Annotated in this window: 17 protein-coding genes and 1 pseudogene; 7 read left to right on the top strand and 11 right to left on the bottom strand. The window is 68.6% G+C overall.

From position 1 onward, the window contains the following. Positions 1–3 precede the first annotated feature (3 nt). Positions 4–552 (bottom strand): AMP-binding protein, encoded by a 549-nt coding sequence (locus ACGF4C_RS23600; protein ID WP_393568791.1) that lies wholly within the window; start codon positions 550–552, stop codon positions 4–6. 432 nt (positions 553–984) lie between these two features. Between ACGF4C_RS23600 and ACGF4C_RS23595 the strand changes: the two genes are divergently transcribed. Continuing rightward, positions 985–2493, top strand: a complete 1509-nt coding sequence (locus ACGF4C_RS23595) for an MFS transporter (RefSeq protein ID WP_393568790.1) — start codon at positions 985–987, stop codon at positions 2491–2493. A gap of 140 nt (positions 2494–2633) precedes the next feature. On the opposite strand, the gene ACGF4C_RS23590 is transcribed toward ACGF4C_RS23595, so the two are convergent. After that, on the bottom strand, positions 2634–4184 hold the full coding sequence (locus tag ACGF4C_RS23590; RefSeq protein ID WP_393568789.1) for a rhodanese-like domain-containing protein: 1551 nt from the start codon (positions 4182–4184) through the stop codon (positions 2634–2636). A 351-nt stretch (positions 4185–4535) separates the two neighbouring features. Here ACGF4C_RS23590 and ACGF4C_RS23585 point away from each other — a divergent pair, with 351 nt between their 5' ends. The 3 genes from ACGF4C_RS23585 to ACGF4C_RS23575 all read left to right on the top strand — a co-directional run bounded on the left by ACGF4C_RS23585 (position 4536) and on the right by ACGF4C_RS23575 (position 7730). Continuing rightward, positions 4536–5405 (top strand): GntR family transcriptional regulator, encoded by an 870-nt coding sequence (locus ACGF4C_RS23585; protein WP_393568788.1) that lies wholly within the window; start codon positions 4536–4538, stop codon positions 5403–5405. A 1-nt stretch (position 5406) separates the two neighbouring features. Next, positions 5407–6375, top strand: coding sequence for a sulfite exporter TauE/SafE family protein (locus ACGF4C_RS23580; RefSeq protein ID WP_393568787.1), 969 nt, complete (start codon positions 5407–5409; stop codon positions 6373–6375). Between the two features lie 149 nt (positions 6376–6524). Next, the gene (locus ACGF4C_RS23575; protein WP_393568786.1) at positions 6525–7730 is read left to right on the top strand and encodes an FAD-dependent oxidoreductase; all 1206 of its coding nucleotides are present in this window, start codon (positions 6525–6527) and stop codon (positions 7728–7730) included. A gap of 18 nt (positions 7731–7748) precedes the next feature. Here the strand turns inward: ACGF4C_RS23575 and ACGF4C_RS23570 are convergent, their stop codons facing one another. Both ACGF4C_RS23570 and ACGF4C_RS23565 read right to left on the bottom strand, forming a co-directional pair. Next, a complete protein-coding gene (locus tag ACGF4C_RS23570) occupies positions 7749–8876 on the bottom strand; it encodes a MerR family transcriptional regulator (RefSeq protein WP_393568785.1) in 1128 nt (375 codons plus the stop codon). 87 nt (positions 8877–8963) lie between these two features. After that, on the bottom strand, positions 8964–10283 hold the full coding sequence (locus ACGF4C_RS23565; RefSeq protein ID WP_393568784.1) for an amidohydrolase: 1320 nt from the start codon (positions 10281–10283) through the stop codon (positions 8964–8966). Between the two features lie 188 nt (positions 10284–10471). On the opposite strand from ACGF4C_RS23565, the gene ACGF4C_RS23560 reads away from it, so the two are divergent. Together ACGF4C_RS23560 and ACGF4C_RS23555 are read left to right on the top strand one after the other, a co-directional pair. Further along, entirely contained in the window at positions 10472–11503 is a 1032-nt protein-coding gene (locus ACGF4C_RS23560) for a methyltransferase (RefSeq protein ID WP_393568783.1), read from the top strand. Positions 11504–11646: 143 nt separating this feature from the next. After that, positions 11647–11841: pseudogene (locus tag ACGF4C_RS23555) on the top strand (low temperature requirement protein A); the annotation flags it as partial. 120 nt (positions 11842–11961) lie between these two features. Here the strand turns inward: ACGF4C_RS23555 and ACGF4C_RS23550 are convergent. Then, entirely contained in the window at positions 11962–12309 is a 348-nt protein-coding gene (locus tag ACGF4C_RS23550; RefSeq protein WP_393568782.1) for a hypothetical protein, read from the bottom strand. Positions 12310–12330: 21 nt separating this feature from the next. Beyond that, positions 12331–13239 (bottom strand): radical SAM protein, encoded by a 909-nt coding sequence (locus ACGF4C_RS23545; protein ID WP_393568781.1) that lies wholly within the window; start codon positions 13237–13239, stop codon positions 12331–12333. Positions 13240–14036: 797 nt separating this feature from the next. Here ACGF4C_RS23545 and ACGF4C_RS23540 point away from each other — a divergent pair. Further along, the gene (locus ACGF4C_RS23540) at positions 14037–15377 is read left to right on the top strand and encodes a tol-pal system YbgF family protein (protein WP_393568780.1); all 1341 of its coding nucleotides are present in this window, start codon (positions 14037–14039) and stop codon (positions 15375–15377) included. Positions 15378–15643: 266 nt separating this feature from the next. On the opposite strand, the gene ACGF4C_RS23535 is transcribed toward ACGF4C_RS23540, so the two are convergent. The 5 genes from ACGF4C_RS23535 to ACGF4C_RS23515 form a co-directional block, all read right to left on the bottom strand. Continuing rightward, positions 15644–15994, bottom strand: coding sequence for an HNH endonuclease (locus ACGF4C_RS23535; RefSeq protein WP_393568779.1), 351 nt, complete (start codon positions 15992–15994; stop codon positions 15644–15646). 322 nt (positions 15995–16316) lie between these two features. Continuing rightward, on the bottom strand, positions 16317–17153 hold the full coding sequence (locus ACGF4C_RS23530) for a phage major capsid protein (RefSeq protein WP_393568778.1): 837 nt from the start codon (positions 17151–17153) through the stop codon (positions 16317–16319). Between the two features lie 229 nt (positions 17154–17382). After that, positions 17383–17841, bottom strand: coding sequence for a hypothetical protein (locus ACGF4C_RS23525; protein ID WP_393568777.1), 459 nt, complete (start codon positions 17839–17841; stop codon positions 17383–17385). Beyond that, entirely contained in the window at positions 17834–18091 is a 258-nt protein-coding gene (locus ACGF4C_RS23520) for a hypothetical protein (RefSeq protein ID WP_393568776.1), read from the bottom strand. Before ACGF4C_RS23520 ends, ACGF4C_RS23525 begins: the two co-directional genes overlap by 8 nt. A 1394-nt stretch (positions 18092–19485) precedes the next feature. Further along, a complete protein-coding gene (locus ACGF4C_RS23515) occupies positions 19486–21168 on the bottom strand; it encodes a recombinase family protein (RefSeq protein WP_393568775.1) in 1683 nt (560 codons plus the stop codon). Between the last annotated feature and the right edge of the window lie 43 nt (positions 21169–21211).

Raw genomic sequence — 21211 nt, 5'->3', positions numbered from 1 at the left:
CCCCTACCGGCAGGCGGCTGTCCGTCCCTCCAGCGCCTCGTGCCACCACAGGTCGCGGCCCGGCTTCCAGGAGACCGGCCGGGAGCAGCGGTTCACCACCAGGACCTTCCCTACGGGCGTCTGCCCCGACGCGGCGGCGCGCGCCAGTGCGTGGTCGAGCAGCGGCTTCACCGGCCGTACCGCCCCGTCCCAGAACGCCGCGTCCGCCGTGATCACCACCCGCGCCGACGACTCCCGCGTACGCGCCACGAGTTCGGGCACCGTCAGGGAGACCGGCAGGGTCGTCCGGATCGCCTCCAGCCGACCGCAGGCGAGCGTGGCGATCACGGATTCCGGCACCAGCGGCAGGTGCACCGCGACCCGGTCACCGGCCCGGACCCCGAGCCGGGCGAGCGCGCCGGCGGCCCGTTCGGCCTGGTCGAGGAGCATGCCGTGGGTGAGCTCTTCAAGGCGGCCCGGTTCCCCGCTCCAGGTGAGGGCGATCCGCGAGGAATCGGGCTCTTGTATTTCCCCGGCGGGGTCTGCATGCTTGGTGATCACACGGCGCAACATGCGGATCAGCATGGAGATCACCGATCAACGATCGCTGAACGTCCGCTGTACGGGGCTCCGCGCCCGCCCCTTCTCGCACCCAGGCAGCCGGCTAGCGCACTGAAGTCCTGCCCCTTCCGGTGCACTTCATCCCTCCTTTCCGCTTCCGTTTTCGGTTTTGGCGTCTTCCGTTGCCTGCCGCACGTCGCACGAAGCCGTCGTACGGAGCCGTCGCACGAAGCACGCCGCCACGAAGCACGTCGCGTACGGCATGCCCCACGGCCGGATGTCGCGTACGGCATGACGCACGGCCGGATGTCGCGTACGGCATGGCGCGCGGCGCTGGCCGTAGGCACTAGCCGTAGGCCCGTGCACCGCGTCGGTTGGCGTTCGTCGGCTGGCGTTCGTCGGCTGGCTGGCAGCGCACCCGTGAGAGGTGGTCCGTCCCTTTCCATGTCCGAGCCCACACCGATGCCGATGCCCATGCCCGCTTCCGCGCCGTCCAGGCGGCGGCAGGGGCCGGCGGCGCGGCGCCAGGCCCGATGGGCGCTGGCGGCCGTTGCGACCGGCGCCTTCTGCGTTCAGCTGGACTCGTTCGCGTTGCATCCCGCGCTGCCCGTCATCCGTGCCGAGCTGCACGGCTCCGCGGCCACCGCCGCATGGACCGTCAGCGGATATCTGCTGGCCGCCGGTTCGTTGATGCCGGTCGCCGGTCGGCTCGGGGATCTCTACGGCCGGCGTCGGATGCTGCTCGTCGGGTTGGTGCTGTTCGCGGCCGCCGCCTCCCTCTGTGCGCTCGCGCCCTCGCTGCCGCTCCTGGTGGCGGCGCGGGTGCTCCAAGGGGCGGGTGGTGCGTTGATCATGCCCACCGGGTTGGCACTGCTGACGAACATGTCCCCACCGGGGCACGAGGGACGGGGAGTTGGTGGTCGCCGGGCCATCGGCAGGGCGCTGGGCCTGGCGGGGGTGGCCACGGTCTGTGGGCCGTTCCTGGGCGGTGTGTTGGCCGCTTCGGTGTCCTGGCGGGCCGTCTTCTGGCTCACGGTGCCGCCGGCCGCGATCGCCGCGCTCTGCGCCCTGCGTGCGCCCGCCTCGCGCGCCGCCGACCCGCGCCCCCTCGACGTCATCGGTGCGGTCACCGCCACCGGGGCGCTCGCCTGCCTGGCCCGCTGGTTGCAGCAGCCCGCCGACGGGCTCTGGGGTGCCGTCGCGGCGCTGTTCGGCGCGCTGTTCGTACGGGCCGAGCGCCGGGCGGCACGGCAGCACCGGGGTGGGCGCCGTTCGCCCGTGCCGCTCCTGGACCCCTCGTTGTTCCGCAACCGGCCGTACGTGGCGCTGACCGCGGCCGGGGCGGTGGCCAACGCCGCGACGGTGGCGCTGCTGTACGTCCTCCCCCTGCTGCTGTCGCGCGGGCGGGGGTGGCCGGCGCCCGGCGCGGAACCGGCACTTCTCGTTCCGGCCGCGGCACTGGCCGTCGGCGGCCCGCTGGCCGGCCGGGTGCGTCCCGCGGCGGCCGTACGGGTGATGACGCTCTGCCTGTTCACCGCGGCGGCGGCGCTCTGCGCACTCGGGTGGGTGGGGGCGGGGGCGAGGGCGGGGGCCGGGGTGGCGGCGGGGACCGGTTTGGCGGCGAGGGCCGCCGCGGCCATCACGGCGACGACCGCCACGATGACCACCCCCACGGCGACGACCGCCGCGACCGCGACCGCCGCCACGGTGGCCGCGGCGGCGCTGGGGGTGGCCGGTGGGCTGGCCCTCACCGGCACCCAGGCGGTGGTACGCCGCGAGCGCGCCGGTGCGGCGTCCGGCCTGACCAAGGCGGTGATGACGGCCACGGCGGGCCTCGGGCTCAGGGCCGGCGGCGGTGCGGGCCCGTCCCTGGCGTTCCCGGCCGCGGCCTGCTTCGTCGCGGGCGGGGCGCTGGTACTCGTCCGCGTACGGCAACCGGGGCGGCGACAGTGACCGGTCGACGGCCGGGGGGAGGGAAGCGGCCGTCCCACGATGGTCGCCCTTCCCGGGCTGCGGCCTCCACGCCCACCCCTACCGGGCCGCGGCCCCCACGCCCGCCGCTCGCACCTCATGTCCGGCCTCGGGTACCGGCCTCAGGTACTGGCCATCGCCTCGTAACCGCCCTCCAGATCGCACACGTCCCCGAACCCCCGCGCCTCCAAGAGGGCCGCCGCGATCACCGAGCGGTTTCCGCTGCGGCAGTAGAGGACGACCGGGCGGGCCGGGTCCAGTTCGGTGATGCGGTCCGGGAGGGTGGCCAACGGGATGCTGCGGGCGCCCGGGAGCGCGCCCGCCGCGTACTCGGCGGGGTTGCGGACGTCCACCAACTGGGCCCGGGGAAACCGACCGCCGGTATCGGGACCCGTTGCCGCAGCCATAGCTGTAGCCATAGCCGCATCCCAGCCCGTACCCGAACCCACAGCCGTGCCCGTACCCGAACCCACAGCCGTAGCCGTAGCCGTAGCCGTAGTCATATCCGTATCCGAGCTGTCGCCGGTCAACTGGACCCATTCCTCGGGAAGTTCCTCAGGACCGACGCGGTGGCTGCGGCGGACCAGTGCAGGCTCCCGGTCCAATACGGCGGCCGGGTCGGGGAGATGGCCGAGGACGTGGTCGTAGCCGATGCGGGCGAGCCGCAGACGGGCCTCCCGTTCCTTACCGGGGTCGGCGAGCAGCACGATCGGGGTGCCCGGGGCGACCACGCTGCCCGCGTACTCCGCGAACCGCGTGTCCAGGCTCGTGTGCAGTGACCCCTTCAGGTGCGCCCGCGTGTAGGAGGCCAGCGGACGGCAGTCCAGCAGTACGGCGCCCTGCTGGTCGCGGGCCGCGAGGGCCTCCTCCAGGGTGAGGGCGGGCGGTTCGTCGGCATTCAGGAGCGGGTGCCCGTCCCGGTTGAGGGCAGCGTCGTGAGCGAAGTAACCGGGTGTGGCGGGCTGTCCGGCGGTGACCAGCCGTACGAATTCGGCCACCGGCATGGGCTGCAGGGCGTAGTTGAGGCGTCGCTGGTCCCCGATGGTGGAGCTGGTCTCGGTGGAGAGGCTCCGGCCGCAGGCCGACCCGGCGCCGTGTGCGGGAAAGACCCGGGTCGCGTCCGGGAGCGTCAGGAGTTTGGTGTGAAGGGAGTGGTGCAGGCGTACGGCCATGTCGTGCGGGGAGTGGCCGGCGGCGGAGAGCAGGTCGGGGCGGCCGACGTCGCCGACGAACAGGGTGTCGCCGGTGAGCACGCCGAACGGTACGGCGTCGTCGGGGTTTTCGTGGACGACCAGGCAGAGGGACTCCAGGGTGTGGCCAGGGGTGGCGAGCACGGTGAGGGTGACGCCCCCGCTCCCGCCGTTGTCCGCCTCGCCGAGGAAGATGCGCTCGCCGTCCCGTAACCGCCGTATGGGGAAGCCGGTTCGGGCGGCCTCCCCGAAGGCGATGGTGGCGCCGGTGGCGCGGGCGAGTTCGAGGTGGCCGGAGAGGAAGTCGGCGTGCACATGCGTCTCGATGACGAGCTCGATGCGCAGGCCGGCGGCCGCCGCGTCCTGGAGGTAGTCGTCGATGTCACGGCGCGGGTCGACGAGGACGGCGCGTCCGGTGGTCTCGTCACCGATCAGGTACGACGCCTGGGAGAGGCAGTCGAGGTAGTACTGCGCGAAGTGCACGGTCGGCCTCCAGGGGTGGGCGCCCCGGGCGGCGGCTGAGGTCCGCTCGGGCGGGCGGGACGATGCGTTGTGCGGATGCACGGATGTACGTACATTAGGGAGCCGGGTTGGCGGGCGACAAGCCGGGTTCCGGTGTGAGCGCCCCGAGCTGACCCGGCATCAGCCGATCCGTCCCCCAGGCCGCGGAGGGGTATCCCGCACATGTCGACCGAGCCGGCAGACCCCCCGCACGGTGGGCACCGTACGCACCGTGAGCACGGGGCGCATCGTGAGCACAGTTCCAACCATGAGCACGGTACGAACCGTGAGGACGGTTCACCCAGCGCTCGCGGTGCGCACAGCGCTCACGATGTGCACAGTGCCCGCGAGGCTCACGGCGCCCCCGGCGCGTACGCTGCGCGCCCCCTGGACCGGCGCTCGCCGCTCCCCCTCTGGGCGCAGCTCCTCGACGATCTGCGCCGCCGGATGGACGCCGGCGCGTTCACCGAGGAGTTCCCCGCCGAGCACCGGCTCACGGCCGAGTACGAGGTCAGCCGGCACACCGTCCGCGAGGCGCTGCGCAAGCTGCGCGCCGACGGCCTGGTGATCGCCGAACGCGGGCGCGCCAGCCGCCTGGACACCCGCCGCATACAGCAGCCGCTCGGCTCGCTCTACAGCCTCTTCCGGGAGCTGGAGGGGCAGGGCGTGGAGCAGCGCAGTGAGGTGTTGCGTCTCGAACGGACCGCGGACGGCACGATCGCGGGGCATTTGGGGCTGGTGCCGGACGCACCGCTGGTCGTACTGGAGCGGCTGCGGCTCGCGGACGGTGAACCGCTCGCCCACGACACCGCGTATCTGCCCGCCGAGATCGCCGAGCCGCTGCTGGACGCGGACTTCGGGCACACCTCCCTCTACGGCGAGCTCTCGCGGCGCTGTGCGGTGAAGGTCACCGGTGGCCGGGAGCGGATCCAGCCGTTCCTGCCGGACATCCGGCAGGCGTGGCTGCTGGGGCTGGCCGACCGGGAGCCGGCGTTCGCGATCGAGCGGCTGGGGCGGTCCGGGGAACGGCCGGTGGAATGGCGCGAAACGGTGGTCCGCGGTGACCGGTTCACGTTCGTGGCGGAGTGGTCGGACAGCAGCCCGGCCGTCGCCCTGGCCCCCCGCGCGGCGAACCCACCCACCGCCCCACATCCGCCCACCTCGGGCCCCTCCGCCCCGCGCACCTCGTCCCCGACCGCCTAGCGTGTCCGTCCTCATAGCCGCCGCAGCCCTGCCGTGCGGGCTGCTGATCGGGCTGCTGCTGGGGGCGCTCGGCGGCGGCGGTTCGGTGCTCGCCGTGCCGGTGCTGGTGTACGTGCTGGGCCAGTCGCCGCACGAGGCGACCGCGGGTGCGCTGATCGTCGTCACGGTCGGCGCGGTGACCGGGCTGCTCTGCCATGCCCGCGCGGGCCGGGTCCGGTGGGCGGCCGGCGTCACCTTCGGTGCCCTCGGTACGGCCGGCAGCTACCTCGGCTCCCGGTGGAGCGCGGCGGTGCCGCCCGCCGTCCTGATGGCGGCGTTCGCGGGGCTGCTGCTCGTCGTTGCGGCGCTGCTGCTGTTACGCGTCCGGAGCGAACGGCGCGCGGCACGGTCGGCCCCGCTTCCCCGCCGATCCACGACCCGTTCAGCGCGATCGTCTCGATCGGCTCGATGGGCCCGATTACGCACGCCCCACCCGGGCCACCCGGGCCACCCGAACCACCCGGGCCCTCCAGATCACCCGGACCACCCGAACCACCCGGATCACCCGGACCACCCAGACCACCCGACCCGCTCCCGCCCCCTGCATCCCGCACTCCGCTCCGGCCGAATCGCCGTGACCGCCTCCGTCGTCGGACTGCTCACCGGGTTCTTCGGGGTCGGCGGGGGATTCGTCGTCGTGCCGGCCCTCACCCTCGTCCTGGGCCTGGAGATGCCGGTCGCCATCGGCACGTCGCTGCTGGTCATCCTCCTCAACTCCCTTACGGCGCTGGCGACCCGGGCCGGTACCGGCGCCCTGGACTGGCCGCTGCTGGCCGGCTTCGCGGCCTGCGCGGCGGTCGGCAGCCACCTGGGCAACCGCCTGACCACCCGGCTCCCCGCCCAGGTCCTGACCACCGCCTTCGCCACCCTCGTCACGCTGCTCGCCCTCACCACGGCAGCGGCCGCCGTCCCCCACCTGTGGCCCCCGTAACCCGGACACCCACACCAGGTCCGTCAGCAAGAACAGCAGCACCCCCAACACCAACACCAACACCAGCTAGACCAACAGCAAGACCAGCAACAAGAACCGCAGCAAGAACCGCAGCAACAACAACTCCCCGCCCCCATAGGAGGCACCAGATGTCCACCGCCCCCGCCCGCCACCAGGTCCTCATCGTCGGCGGCGGCACCGCAGGCATCACCGTCGCCGCCCGGTTACGCCGGGCCGGGGTCACGGACATCGCCCTGCTGGAGCCGTCCGAGACGCACTGGTACCAGCCGCTGTGGACCCTCGTCGGCGGCGGGCAGGCGCCGTTGCGCGCCTCGCTGCGTACCGAGGCGGAGCTGATACCGCCGGGTGTGCGCTGGCTGCGGGAGCGCGCCACCGGCGTGGATCCGGTGGCCCGTACCGTCAGCACCGCCTCCGGCCGGGTGCTCTCCTACGGGCGGCTGGTCCTCGCGCCCGGTCTGCAGCTCGACTGGGACGGTGTGCCGGGGCTGGCCGCCGCCCTGGGCCACGGCGGGGTGAGCAGCAACTACCGGCCCGATCTCGCCCCGTTCACCTGGGACCTGATCCGGCGGATGCGGCGGGGTACCGCGCTGTTCACCATGCCGTCGGGGCCGGTGAAGTGCGGTGGCGCACCGCAGAAGATCGCGTACCTGGCGGCCGATTACTGGCGCAAGCGCGGCGTGCTCGGCAACATCCGCACGATCCTGGTGCTGCCCGAACCGGCGATGTTCAAGGTCCCGGTCTTCTCGCGGGCGCTGACGGAGACGGCCCGGCGCTACGGCATCGAGGTGCGGCTGAGTTCCGAGATGACCCGCCTGGACGGTGCGGCGCGCGAGGCGGTGATCACCGATCACACCACCGGCGCCACGGAGACGGTCCGCTACGACCTGCTGCACGCGGTACCGCCGCAGCGGGCCCCCGAGTGGCTGGCGGACGGCCCGCTGGCCGACCCCGATTCGCCCCAGGGGTACGTCAAGGCCGACCGCGAAACCCTCCAACACCCGGATTTCCCCACGGTTTTCGCACTGGGGGACGTGGCGGCGCTGCCCACCTCCAAGACGGGCGCGGCCGTCCGCAAACAGGCCCCGGTCGTGGTCGCCAACCTCCTCGCGGGTCTGCGCGGCCGCCCGGCCACCGCACGCTACGACGGCTACACCTCCTGCCCGCTGGTCACCGCGCGGCACAAGATGCTGCTCGCCGAATTCGACTACGACCTGCGGCCCGCCCCCTCGTTCCCCTTCCTCGACACGACCCGGGAGCGGACCGACATGTGGTTCCTCAAGCGGTACGGCCTGCCGCAGCTCTACTTCAAGGGCATGCTCAAGGGCCTTGCGTAGCCGCGGCGTTGCCGTGCGCTACGCAGCTGCCATCTCGGTCGTGCGCTCCGCCCGCACGTCCGCCACCACGCACCCCACGTTGTCGGGCGCGCCCGCCTCGCGGGCCAGGGCGATGAGCTCCGTCACGGCCTCGTCGGGACCGGCGGCCGTGGCGAGCACCTGCTGGAGGGTCTCCGGCGGGACCACACCGGTCAGGCCGTCGGTGCAGAGCAGGTACCGCTCGCCGGGGCGGACCTCCAGGAGCGTCACGTCGGGGGCGAAGTCGGTGCTCGCGTCGAGGGAGCGCAGGAGCAGGGCGCGCTGGGGGTGGGCGGGGGCCTCCTCGGGGGTGAGGCGGCCCTCGTCGATCAGGGACTGCACGAAGCTGTGGTCCTGGGTGAGGCGGATGAGGCCGGTGTCCCGCAGGACGTAGGCGCGGGAGTCGCCGATGTGCAGCAGTCCGAGCCGGCCGCCGCGCTGGAGGAGGGCGGTGAGCGTCGTACCGGTGGTGTCGGGCGTACTGCCACCGCCCGTGGGGCCGCCCGCCGACGGTGCGTCCCGGAGGGCCTGGTGGGCGCGCCCGGCCGCCTCCTCCAGCGCGGCCAGGAGGTCCGCCGGCGGCAGGTCGGGCCGGTCGTCGGCGTCGAGGTGCCGGAGGGCGTCGATGGCCGCGGTGGCGGCCGCGGCGCCGTCGGGGCCGTAGCCGTCGGCGACGGCCAGCAGCCGGTGGCCCGCGTGGGCGGCGTCCTGGTTGGCCGGGCGGACCAGGCCGCGGTCGGTACGGGCGGCGGCGCGCAGGGTCAGCGGCGTGGACGATGCGGTCATGGTGGTGGGGTCCTTCCTGGAGAGCTGGTCCACGAGGAAGGCGGCGAGATCGCGGCGGGCTGCCGTGTCGGCCTCGACCTGCGCCCAGTACGCGGCGACCGCCTCGGCCGCCGCGGCCGGTGCCAGCTCGCACACCTCACGGATGCGGGCCAGCGGCATGCCGAGCCGGCGCAGCCAGGCGACGAGCCGGGCCCGTTCCAGCTGGGCCGGCGCGTAGTGCCGGTAGCCGCTGTGCGGGTCGACCCGGGCCGGGCGCAGCAGACCGAGCTCGTCGTAGAGGCGCAGGGCCTTCGGCGAGAGCCGGGAGGCGCGGGCGAACGCGCCGATGGTCAGCAGCTCCACGCCGCACCTCCCCTTTCCACGCCGTCCTCCTCGTGCCGGGCCCTTCGCCCGGCGCCACCGATGCTGGGGCTTCCCCCAAGGGCAAGGTCAATCGCCCGCCCGCGCCCCGCCTCCCAGCTGGTTGAGCGCCGCCGCCGTCAGTGCCTCGACGCCCATGGTGAGGGTGGGCCGGACGACCGGGGCGAAGTGCGGCGAGTGGTTGGAGGGGATGTCCTGAGCCAGCCGGCCGGCGGCCAGCGCGGTCCGGAAGGCGTCGGGGTCCCAGCCGCCCAGCCACCAGTAGTAGAGGGGCGCGCCGGCCGCGGTCGCCAGCAGCCCGGCGTCCTCGCTGCCGGTCGCCGGGTCGTAGGCGAACAGCCGCTGTTCGCCGAAGAGTTGGGTGAAGTCCCGGTTGACCTGCGTCAGAAGGTCGGTGTCGTTGACGGTGACCGGGAAGGTGTCGAGGGTGGTGATCTGCGGGTCACGGTCGGCGCCGGAGGCGGCGGCCTCGGCGCGGGCGATGCGCTCGATGGCGGCCAGGACGGCGGTGCGTACCGCCTCGTCGAAGGTGCGGACGCTCAGCCGTACGACGGCGCGGTCGGGGATGACGTTGGCGGAGTCGCCGGCGTGGAAGGAGCCGACGCTGACCACGGCCCGGTCCTTGGGCGCGACCTCGCGGGCCACCACGGTCTGGACGCGCTGCACGAAGGAGGCCGCCATCAGGATCGGGTCGATGGTGGTCTCGGGCCGGGAGCCGTGGCCGCCGGTGCCGTGGAAGGTGATCTCCAGGCTGTCGGCGGCGGCCATGCAGGCGCCGGGGCAGTACGCGATGAGCCCGGCGCCGAACGGCGCGACGTGCTGGGCCAGCACCACGTCGGGGGTGGGGACCAGGCCCTCGCTGTAGAGGCCGGCCTCGATCATCGCCCGGGCTCCGCTGCCGACCTCCTCGGCGGGCTGGAAGAGGACGACGAGGGTGCCGGACCAGTGCGCGCGGCCCGCGGCGAGCAGGTCGGCGGCGCCCAGCAGGCAGGTGACGTGCACGTCGTGGCCGCAGGCGTGCATCCGGCCGGGGACGGTGGAGGCGTAGTCGAGGCCGGAGTCCTCGGTGACCGGCAGCGCGTCCATGTCGGCGCGCAGCAGCACGACCGGGCCGGGGCCGTTGCGCAGCACGCCGGCGACGCCGGTCTTGGCGATGCCGGTGGTGACGTCGTAGCCGTGGACGGTCAGCCGGCGGGCGACCTCGGCGGCGGTGCGGGTCTCCTGGAAGCCGAGTTCGGGGTGGCGGTGGAGGTCCTTGTAGAGCGCTTCGAGGTCCGGGAGGCGGTCGTCGAGGCCGGCGAGGACGGCGGCGGGCGCGGCCGCTTCCGCGCTGTCGGGTCGTTCTGCCGTATCGGTCTTTCCGGTCGTGTCGCTGTCACTGTCGCTCATACGCGCATTCGACCATGAACCGCCGCCCGCCATCGAGCGCCGGCCCACCTCCCGTAGACCCGCTGCCCTGGCCGGACTTAGCGGTTGGTCAGAACCGGCTCCGTGACACCACCGCCCGCTGCTGCAACCGTGGATCACCCGCCTGCGACCGTCGATCCGCAGGCCGAGCCGACGACCGGAGGCTGACGTTGGCCACCTCATCCCAGCGACCGACCGGCGCGCCCCAGGACATCGCGGCCCACCTGATGGACCACGCCATGGGGCACCTCTTCTCCGCGGCGTTACGCACCGCGGCCCAGCACCGCCTCGCCGACCACCTCGCCGGCGGCCCGCGCACCGTCGAGCAGCTCGCCGCCGCCACCGGCACCCACGCCCCGCACCTGCGCCGGGTGCTGCGCTACCTCGCCGCGCGGGGCATCTTCCACGAGGACGCGACCGGCGCCTACCGGCTGACCCCGGCCGCCCGGCCGCTGCGCACCGACGTGCCCGATTCCCTGCACACCGCCGTCCTGATGGCCACCGACGAGCTGTTCGTGCGGACCTCGGCCGGGATGCCGGAGGCGGTACGGCACGGCGGCGCGTCCTTCGAGCGGCTCTTCGGCGCGCCGTTCTTCGACCACCTGAGGACCCACCCGGGCACCCGTCAGCTGTTCGACGACGGGATGGCGTCGCTGTCCGCCCCGGTCGACGAGGCGGTGGCCGGCGCCTACCCGTTCCCCGAGGCCGGCACGGTCGTGGACGTCGGCGGCGGCCGCGGCGGGCTGCTGCGTGCCGTGCTGCGCCGCCGTCCGCAATTGACCGGGGTGCTCTTCGACCAGCCACCGCCGCTGGCCCACCACCTGCTGGACGGCGACGAGTTGAAGGGGCGCTGGCGGACCCAGGAGGGCGATTTCTTCGCGGCCGTGCCCGAGGGCGGGGACGTGTACGTCCTCAAGCACGTGCTGCACGACTGGCCGGACGACCACTGCCGGCGGATCCTGCGGGCCTGCCGTGCGGCGATGACGCCCGGCAGCCGGCTGCTGGTCGTCGACTGCGTGCTACCGCCGGGCAACGCCCCGCACTTCGGCAAGACCCTCGACGTGGCGATGATGGCGGTCCTCGACGGGCAGGAGCGGACCGCGGAGGAGTTCGCGACGCTGCTGTCGGCGGGCGGGTTCCGGCTGACACGGGTGCTGCCGACCGCGGCGTTCCCGTCGATCGTGGAGGCCGTCGCCGAGTGAGCGCCGCGCCGCGCCCCCGGATGCCGCGCGACACGCCGTGCGCCCCTCATGGGCGGTATCCGCCGCCCGCGCTCTACTGATCACGTCCGCCCCGGCCGACCTGCCTTCCCGGCCGGCCGGCCCGGCCGACGAGAGGAGCCGATGTGCCGGTCCGGATGCGCGCCCGCCACCGCGACGAGGCGCACCGCGCCGCCACCCCGCTGGAGCTCTTCTTCGACCTGTGTTTCGTCGTGGCGGTCGCCCAGGCCGGCCGCCAGTTGGCGCACGCACTGGCCGAGGGCCACTGGGGGCACGGCGTGTCGGGCTATCTGATGCTCTTCTTCGCCGTCTGGTGGGCGTGAACCAACGCAGCAACACGTTACCGCGCCCCGTCACCAACGACTACAGGCCAACATGCGGAAGCCCCGCCCATGCGCCACGGGGGGAAGCACACGAGCGGGGCCGCTTAGGGGGATCGATCACCCGTTGCCGGGTGGCGTGGACTTCGAGGCGCGCACTTCCGCTAGGTGGCGCTGGTACAGCGGTCCCGAGGCAAACGCTGCGTTAGCCGGGGCTGGTGCGGCGTCCTCAATCAGGTGTTGGGCTGCTGCCTTGAGAGCTGCACCCCAGACGAGCACGTGTTGCTGTGCCGTCCGCCCGCACTCCTGCGGTTCGCCGGGGAGACACAACGGCAGCGTCGGCCCGACCTGGTTCGCCGCATGCCGCACGTATCCAGCGATCAAGGCCCATTCTTCTTCTGATCGCTGTACCGGCTGACTGGCGTAGTCGCCATTCAACCAACTGTGGAAGTCGTCGCCGTGATCCACTGATCCTCCTTGTTCAGCGACTCATGCGGGTGCGCTGATCGTAGCCGTCGCAGGCTCGCTGTTGGCTTCCCTCGGGTCACAGTGCCCGACCGAGGGAACGCAGGGACCACACGGGCCGCACATGGGCAGGAATTGAGGCGGAGCACATGACTGTGCGCCTTCTCCATGCTCGGCTGTGATGTTGGCAAGTACCTCCGCCATCTGTGCTCCGCCCCAAATCTCGGAAAGCGGTTCGCGCAGCACGTTTCCGATGTTCAGGAACCGACCGAGAACGCACGGCCACACGTCGCCGGTCGGACCGATGGCGCATTTCTCATGGGCGCAGTGCCCGCACAGGTCGCTGATGGTCGGGGCAGCGCCCTTACTCGCTCGTCCGAATGCCCGGGTCTTGTCTCCGCCGACCATGCCGACTCCGAGCGCCGTAAGGTCCCTTGCCGCCTCTTGGACGCGCTGACCTTCCCGGACCGCCACGACCCCGCCGCGCAGGGGGATATTGAGGCTCAGCGCCTTTTCCACGTTCGCGCGGGTCTTCCGGTGAGAACCCCGGAGCCTGGTCACCTGGTCGTGATCCTCTGCCGTGTCGGAGTAGTACGACGTTGCGAGTTTGACGCCACAGCCCGTGAACGTCTCCCACAACTCATCCCGAATGTGGGTCATGTTGGAGAAGACTTCGACGGACAGCCCGGAACCGTGCGCGTGCTGGATCAGCGCCGGAAGGTTCGGGTACAGGGTCGGTTCACCTCCGATGAACTGAACGTCATCGGCGCCGATATCCGTGAGTTGATCGATGACGCGCACCCAGTCTTCTACAGTCATGGTGCCGTGCGTTCCCTTGGGTGACGAGTCCGCATAGCAGTGATCGCAGAACTCATTGCATAACCCCGTTACCTCCAACCATGCGAATTTCAGTTGGTTTTGGGCAGTGCTCATCCTGAGACTCCTCGCAACTGGTGGTTGTGGTTCCCGCCCCTGCCGAGATTTCGAAGGCCGGTGGGGGAACCGATTCGGTTACGCTCGGCAGGGGCGGAGTTCAGAGGTGACCGGTAGCGGCCATGGTGGGAATGGCAGTGACAAGAGCAGCCACGACGAATGCGAATGTGGGCCAAGCCACCCGCCCCAGGAACCTTTTCACCATCGGAACGGCTCTCCGTCTCCACCCGCACACCAAGGACAGCGAACACGTCCCCGGTAGTGGCACGATTTGCAGCCGCCGAACCCGCAGCAGTCGGAACACCACGTTGCACGGTGTCCGAAGCACCCAGCGCAAATGGTTGCGTAGGCAGGGATGGGAGCTGTGCTCTTGGCAGGCGCTTTCCTCTTGCGCTTCCCGGCAATCGCTTCCGCAGGCACTCAAAGCCCCCAGCGACTGCGCGCGTTCGCCTCAGCTACAGCGTCACTGAGGGCGTCCGACTGTATGGCCGGAGTCATTTGGCCAGGGTCGGCTTCCCACTCCTTGCCCCCGTTTAGCGGGCGGAGCTGGTAGCGCGGGCCCACGTGGCCCATGACGCGCCCCACGCGCCCCTTAGAGACGTCCAGCGCCGTTTCCCCTGCCTCCCACTGTCGGGGGTGCTCACGTGCGCTCTCAGGGCTGCTCATGGCTGCACCTCTCGTGCTCGTCCGGCTGCTCACAGAAGACAACCGCGTGACCACAGGGGAGGGGTACCGTTGCAACAGCGCCAGGACTTAAGAGCTTTAAGCGGCTTGAAGACGTGGGGAGTTGATGAACGGTGGCTAGCCCCAACGAAACACTTGCCCGACTGCACCGCGAAACCGGCTGGACGCTCCGCCAGTTCGCCCAAGAGGTCAACAAGCTGGGAACCGAGCGAGGGACGCCGCTTCGATACCGCGAACCCTCCGTTCACCAGTGGCTCAACGGGCACCTTCCAAAGGAGTCAGTCCGCCCGTTGATCTTGGAGGCGCTGGCCCGGAAGTTGAGCCGCCCCGTTACCCACAGCGAAGCGGGTTTCCCGAGCCCTCCCGCCGATGAGTCAGGCGCACTCCCCAGTACCGTGGAGGGACTGCTAGACCTGGGGAGGCAAGATATGGACCCGTCGCGCCGGAGCGTGCTCGGAGTAGGTCTGTTTTCTGTCGCCCTCACTGTGCCGAACTGGCCGGACGTAGTCGGTCGAATGGAAGCTGTCCGAAAGAGCGAGACACAGCGCATAGGAATGTCCGACGTTCAGTCAGTTATTGCGATGACGGAACGTCTCTCAGACATTGACGACCAGTTCGGCGGTCGAACCGCGCGACCGATGGCCGCCGCATATCTCGTGAACACCATTGCGCCGTATCTCCGTGCTGACGCGCCGGAAGACGTACGCAAAGCCATGATGGCTGCCGCATCAGACCTCTCATATCTCACGGGATACATGGCGGTAGATGAAGGTGTTCACAAAATGGCGCAGCACTACTACCTCAAAGCGTTGGAACTTGCCGGGGCTAGCGAGGATCACCTCACCTACTGCACGACGCTGCGGGGGATGAGTGTCCAAGCTGTAGATCTACGTCACAGCGTCGAAGCGTTGAGACTCGCTGATGCAGCCGCCGCAGCTTCTCCGCAGGCCGGTCCCCGAATGCGTGCATTCCTCGCCGGACAACAGGCGCATGCTGCCGCACAGGAGGGCAACACGCGAATGGCCCTACAGTGGATCAAGGAAGCCGAAACGGCAATGGAGAAGGCGGAGTCTCAGTCCAAGACTTTCGGGTCTTACAACCCGTCCTCATTGGCCTACCACGTGGGGCAGGTGCGCTACGAACTCGGGGACGTGACTGGCTCCATTCAATCGCTAGAAGAGTCGGACCGGCTACGCCCCAACACGTTCAGGCGGACGAGTGTCCGCTATCTCTCCATGCTGGCCGAACGGCAGTTGCAGGTGGGTCACTTGGAGGCCGCGTGCAAGACCTGGGGTCGGGTACTGGAGATATATCCACTCGTCCAGTCCGGGCAGTGTGACCGAAGCATCGTTTCCATGCACAGCCGGATTCGGCCCTTCCTGAAGAACCCCACAGCGCGGGATCTCCACGAACGGGCACGGCTAGTGACGCCTTCAAGCCTCCTACCGACCTAGGAATCGAAGGGGTCTGAATCCCTTGAAAAATCCGCGTTCCGTGGCCTGAGCGCCCTTCGCCGGCCGGGCTTCCCACCTCTATTTCTAAGGCGTGCGCCAGAAACGCAGAAGACCCCCGATGTCTGCCTTTCGCTGGGGCGGACGTCGGGGGCCTAGTTGGGTCTAGTCGTAGCTGGATATCTCCGCGCAAACGTTCCGAGTTGCGGCGCTAGCTTTTCCCCTCCCTGCCGCGCTCCTGTGAGGGGTGGAGGGGGTCACCCCCCAGGTCAGTACGGCGGCGCTTCGTTCTCGGCGTCACGCTTCTCTGTCCAGTGCTTCCATTCACGCTGAGCCTGTGACTGCCTCCGCCTCTCAGCGACAACACCACCAGCCTGATTACGGCCGGTCTCGCGGTTATGGCAGCGCACACAAAGGGCTCTCAGGTACTCATGTGCGTTCGGGTCCGCGACACCACGCTTAACCAGTTCCTTGCGGCTCAGCGGGTAATGGTCAGCCACCTTGGAAGGCTGACCGCACAGCACACACCATGCATTCGTGTACAGGAATGACTCACGTTTGCGCGGCCAATCCTTGCCGTATGCGCTGGTCCCCTTCTCAGCGCGTCGGGCAGTCAGCATGTGTACATGATCAGGGCAGGCGCGTTCCTTACCGCATATGGAGTTAGGGCAGTTAGGTACGGCAGGGCAGGGACGCCGGGGGCGGTATGGCATATGGGGGCACCTACGGACTTCCGGACGTGGTGGGTTAGCAGCAGCACAGGGGGTAGCAACGTCACTGTGGGAGATAAGGGCAGGTCAGAGAAGGTGGCCATTCTCGCCGGCTCGGGGTGTGATCTTGCATGAGCGAACAGGTCTGGATACAGGAATAGCCCGGTCTCTCCTTCAGGCAGGAATCCCTGCGGGGAAAGGAGAGACCGGGCTAGATCATGTGGCTACGCCATTACGACGAAGCATTGGTGATGCGGACGTGAGCACCAGCAACAGGCATACCGAAAGCAACCCGCATGGTGCCTCGCACGCCAACACGGTCAGACGAGAAATAAGCCGAGCGGTCAACGTCAAGGCGCGTGTCCTCACGGGTGACCACAAGGAAATCGTCCTTGCTGATTCCGTAGACCACATCCGCCGGAACGTGCGGGCTCACGATGATCGGACGGCCGAGAATGGTACGGCGACCATCAGCGGTTAGGTCCGGGTTCAGAAGCGCCTTGTTAGAACCGGTCGCATCCTTGAGCTTCGCAATCTCAAGGGCAGTGGTAGCGCCGGTAACCCAAGAGGTGATCCGGCCTCCGGCAGCCTCGCTCAGCGAAACCGCCTCTTCGAACGGGTCAAGGTTGGTGTACGTCACCGGAGCCGAAACCGTCGAAATACCGGCCAGCGAAGCAAAGCCAGCGGGGTTGGCTCCGCCCAGCGCGTTGAACAGAGCGTTATCCACACCCTTGGAAATCTGCCGTGCGATGCTCCGGCCGATCTGATCAGTCGCAGACGGGTTGGAGTCATCGGCCAGTTCCCGGCTGATGATGGTCAGCCCAGCGAACTTCGCCGGAGTAACCACCAGCTCATCAAAGTCAGCGTCAGAAGGGGTGATCTCCGCGCCCTCAACCACAGCGCCAACGGTCACGTCAGACGCGAGAATCGGAATACGGTAGTCATGCGCCTGAGTGGTGACCTTCGTACCGGTCAGGTAGGCGACGGATAGAGCCTCAACGGGCTTCGTGACAATCTCCCCGTACTCCGGGGGTAGAACGGCACCGTTGGCAGGCGTAAGCATGGTCATTGCGAGAGTCCTTGTGTTTGGGCCTAGGCGCGGCTAATGGCCAGCGCGTGAAAGAGGAAGCCCGCTGCACCTGGCAGCACGGGAAAGCGGGCACCCGGCCCAAACAAACAGCGAGAAATCCGCCGCCCACCTGGGGCACTAGCGGATTCTCAGAAGGCACCTACGAAAATCCGTAGGTCGATATTCAGTTGTGGGAAGGTCCGGGACCATGCACAGCCCCGGACCCTTGTTAACGCCCCTTGTACCGAAGCGCGTCATGCATCGTCGGGGCGCGTTCCACTACTGCGCGATGACCCCCACCCACGTCACCCCACGGGCGATTGGGATTGCCGAGACCAGGGCGCGCCTTGAGAAGCACCTCAACGGCTGCATCAATGGTCTCCGCGTCGGGATTACCTTCGGAATCCAGAAGGTCAGTTACGGCCACTTCGCTCAGCGTGAAAAGATCAGCGCCAACGGCTAGAGACTTTCCGGCGTGCGCCTCGATCTCCTTGCGCAGTAGCGCCGTGATTCGAGCTTCGGCAGCCTCTAGCATTCCTTCGGTTTCCCGTAGCTTTGTGCGGTACTTCGCCGCCTCGCGGTTTGCGCCGGAATTCTCCGAAGTAGAATTCTGATCACCCGGAGCCGGCTCGGAAATTGGGGAATTCTGCTCAGTGGTACCGGGCGATTCCGTGGTGTGCTCAGCCATTCGCCCTCACCCCTTCGTCATGGATAAACGTGAGAAGGTGCGCGGCCGGACCCGTGCGCGCGTATGTGACAGCCTGAGAAGCGGTCATGTGGGAACCGAACAGCTCATGCAACTCGGCTACATCAAGAAAGAGGAGCTGCACCAGCGCAGAGATGGGAAGCGGCGTAGCCGACTTATCCCGTGCCAGAGCTGCAACCATCTGACAGGCGGCAAACTGATCATCTGCGAGTTGCGCAAGAAGTGACTTCACGTGCTGTGTCCTTTTTGTTGAATCCCCGCTGCTCAACCAGACCAGGACACGGAACCCGGGAGCGGCGGGGAAGAATGTGGGCCCACCCCCGGCAGGCATCGCGCCTGAGCGACCCGGGGGCAGGTACATGCGGGGTAACCAATCCCGCTTCTAGGAGAGAGCCATGTCTAGCCCTAACCGCTGAAGTCAGTCAGCGGAGTCCTTAAGCACCTACGAATTTTGGGAGGTGCTATCCCGGTCGTCAGTCGCAAGAACGCTTTGTGTAGGCTCGCACGAGCCGGTCATGCGTCGCGCGCTCAACTTCGATAGATGGCCTGCCGTGGCGATTTCCTAGACCCTTGTCCTGAGCGTCTAGAAACGCGTGCGCGGCCTTCGCGCTGGCTTCCCGGGCCCGACCCTCAATGGCGCGACGTTCGGGGTTCACAGCGGCATACGCGGCCTTGATGAGTGGGGCAATGGCCTCAGCCAGTCCCTCACGGCCAGCGCGTCGGTAGGCCTGATCAAATTTGCGATGACAAGAGCGGCAGAGAGCAACGTATGACCGGCTGTTCTCAGACCACACGAAGCCCTCTTCGTTGCGCTCACCCGGATCGTTGTGAAGGTAAGCCCACTGGTCAGCGGTCAGGAGACACCAGGCGCAATTGTGATACTTGGCCGGTAGCCGCATCTCGTCAATCCGTCTGTGAACTGCCCGGTACTCGGATGCAATGGAGGTCATGGGAAGGGTCGCTTTCGATGGGGTGCAGAAACGACTAAAGGCCCGTTCCGAGGCTCAGCATGATGGGCACCCCTGCCAGTCATGCGAGTCAACCCGGAACGGACCTCTAGCGTGTACGGATTAGAAGCCCCCGCACGGGCGTATGTGGGCAGACCTCAGAAAGGGTGCGGTCCGCAGGAAGGACATCACTGCCCCTACAAAATGGATCTAGTGTGTCGAATGCCGAGCAGGGGCCAAAAAAGACGCGCTTTCAGAACACCCAGTGATCCGTTATCGAGCTGTGACGCTGGGGTGTGTAGTTGTGCACTTTCGGGGGCTGGTCCCGGTATTGCTTAGGAACTCCTATAGCTAAACCGGAGATAGGTGCAGTTCTACACTTCATACATTAGTGCAGGTCAGATGGGGTATTCTGTCGGTGCGTCAGGCATGTCTCTACATTGGGACGACTTTCGCTCCGTTTCCCGCTGTCCCCCTCAAGGCTCTGAGCCGCCACCTGAGCCCCCGTCCATCCCTCGCCGGGCGGGGGCGGCCCAGAGCCCTGAAAGCCCCTCAGTGGGGCTCACGGGGCAGCGGAAAGCCCCGCCGGGCATTGCTGCCTGACGGGGCCTGGTGCTGCTACGCGGCAAGAGCCTCCGGGAAGCCCTGTAGCGCCCTTTGGCGTCCTGGTCAGCCTGCCTCAGGCTGCGGTTTGCGCCCTGCGGGCTTCCCATGCATCCCATGCGGCTTCTGTCGCCGGGTGCATGCTGTCGTCGCGCCAATCCGGCTCAAGGCGCTCAAGAATCGGGGTCCGGTCCCCCCTGAACTTCGGGGGCAGCAGAGTGACGCTCTTCAACGCGGCTTGCAGTAGGGCGCGCTGCCCCTCAATCCCTGCAACCTGCCAAAGGCCAGCCAGTGCTTCGGGGTCCATCAACGGCGAAAGGTCTACCTCTTCCGAAAGCTCTGCCAACTCCGCCTTGAGTGCGCTGATCTGTGCCGTGAGTTCAGCCCGTAGTGTTTCGTAAAGCGTGTCGTCCATTCCCCCGCCAATGAAGAACTCTTTCTGAAGCTTGAGTTCACGCCCTGCCGCGTGGTCCAGCGCTGCCGACACAGCCCGCTTACGGCTTTCCTTTGCAGGGTCCTGGTAGGTCAGCCAGCGCCGGGCAATGGCCAGAATGGTCGGAGAGTCCGGCGACAGGTTCATAATGTGATTGATCCACATCACTGCAATGGCTTCGTCGGCGCGTTCCCGCATGGTTGCGATTCCCTCACACACAGACGGCCCCTGGTTGATACGGGCGAGGCACCTGTAATTCCGCCCGCCATTGCCCATGGGGCCCTTGCAGCGCGGGCAGCGCAGGACACCCGTGAGAATGGTTGCCGCCTTCCGCTTTCCACGCGTCCGGTCACCGATGGCCGTACCGGGGCGGGAACGGGCAGCGAACTTCGAGAGAATCTGTTCCCGCTCAGCAAAAGTGATGACGCCCTTACCAGCCTTGACCGGGTGCCCGTTCGACCCCATGAGGGGATTACCGCCACGGTGCCACTTGTCCAGCGGATTGCCGAACTCATCCTTAGCGCGCTCCCGGTCCGGGATCAGTCCTGCCCAGCTAGGAGACTGAGCAAGGTGAATGATGGTCTGCGCCCGCCATTGCTTGCCCTTGCGGGTCTTGGTTCCCTCACTGTTCAGCATTTCAGCGATTGCCGCCGGGGTGTCGCCATTCAGCAGCGCCTCAGCGATACGGCGCGCTGTCGGGTACTCCGCCGGGTCGTGTTCCAGCTTCCCCGTTCCCTTGGGGCAGCAAAGGCCGTAGGGCACCACTCCGCCGGGCCAGCGACCCTCTGCCTTGTGTGCGTCTCCGCCTGCCTTCGTGCGAAGCGCAATATCAGCGGCTTCTTCCCGGGCACGCTCGCTCAGGAAGGCAATGACCATCCGTGCACCACGCTGGGAACTGTCCAACCCCTCAGTGACGCTGACCAGCCGTGCCCCGCGCTTCTCGAATTCGTCCAGCAAGAGGCCCACAGCGCCCATGCCCCGGCGGCTGAGTCGGTCCAGCTTCCACACATAGAGCGTCTTACTGCGCCCTTCGACAATGGCGGCAGTCGCCTTCTCGAATTCCTCGCGCCGGACGTGTGCCTTACTTGCTGAGCGCTGTTCGAACCAGACGTGCCGGATCTTCCTGCCATCGGTGGCAGCCGCGCGGCAGACGTCCCGGACATGCGCCCGGAGAGTGGCCAAGTCGTCACGCTTCTTGCTGCGCCTGATGTACGTCTCTGCCAAGTCGGCAGGGTCACCCGTGGCCGGTTCCCAGAGCCCCAGCGCCTGAAGCTCTTCGTCCTTGAAGCCCAGCGCGCGCAGGGTGGGAAGGTCATCCCGTTCCATCGTTCATCCATCCGCCGTAGGTGACCGCCTCTGCGGATTGGTG

It is taken from the genome of Streptomyces sp. NPDC048197 (assembly GCF_043202395.1).
Lineage (GTDB): Bacteria > Actinomycetota > Actinomycetes > Streptomycetales > Streptomycetaceae > Streptomyces > Streptomyces siderophoricus.
The sequence above is the reverse complement of the archived record's forward strand: the minus strand, read 5'-3'. Positions and strand labels throughout refer to the sequence as shown.

What these genes read in the sequence shown, in the direction of transcription:
- ACGF4C_RS23600 (WP_393568791.1), bottom strand. Translation starts at nt 552, where the DNA reads ATGTTGCGCCGTGTGATCACCAAGCATGCAGACCCCGCCGGGGAAATA.
- ACGF4C_RS23595 (WP_393568790.1), top strand. Translation starts at nt 985, where the DNA reads ATGTCCGAGCCCACACCGATGCCGATGCCCATGCCCGCTTCCGCGCCG.
- ACGF4C_RS23575 (WP_393568786.1), top strand. Translation starts at nt 6,525, where the DNA reads ATGTCCACCGCCCCCGCCCGCCACCAGGTCCTCATCGTCGGCGGCGGC.
- ACGF4C_RS23565 (WP_393568784.1), bottom strand. Translation starts at nt 10,283, where the DNA reads ATGAGCGACAGTGACAGCGACACGACCGGAAAGACCGATACGGCAGAA.
- ACGF4C_RS23545 (WP_393568781.1), bottom strand. Translation starts at nt 13,239, where the DNA reads ATGAGCACTGCCCAAAACCAACTGAAATTCGCATGGTTGGAGGTAACG.
- ACGF4C_RS23535 (WP_393568779.1), bottom strand. Translation starts at nt 15,994, where the DNA reads ATGCTGACTGCCCGACGCGCTGAGAAGGGGACCAGCGCATACGGCAAG.
- ACGF4C_RS23530 (WP_393568778.1), bottom strand. Translation starts at nt 17,153, where the DNA reads ATGACCATGCTTACGCCTGCCAACGGTGCCGTTCTACCCCCGGAGTAC.
- ACGF4C_RS23525 (WP_393568777.1), bottom strand. Translation starts at nt 17,841, where the DNA reads ATGGCTGAGCACACCACGGAATCGCCCGGTACCACTGAGCAGAATTCC.
- ACGF4C_RS23515 (WP_393568775.1), bottom strand. Translation starts at nt 21,168, where the DNA reads ATGGAACGGGATGACCTTCCCACCCTGCGCGCGCTGGGCTTCAAGGAC.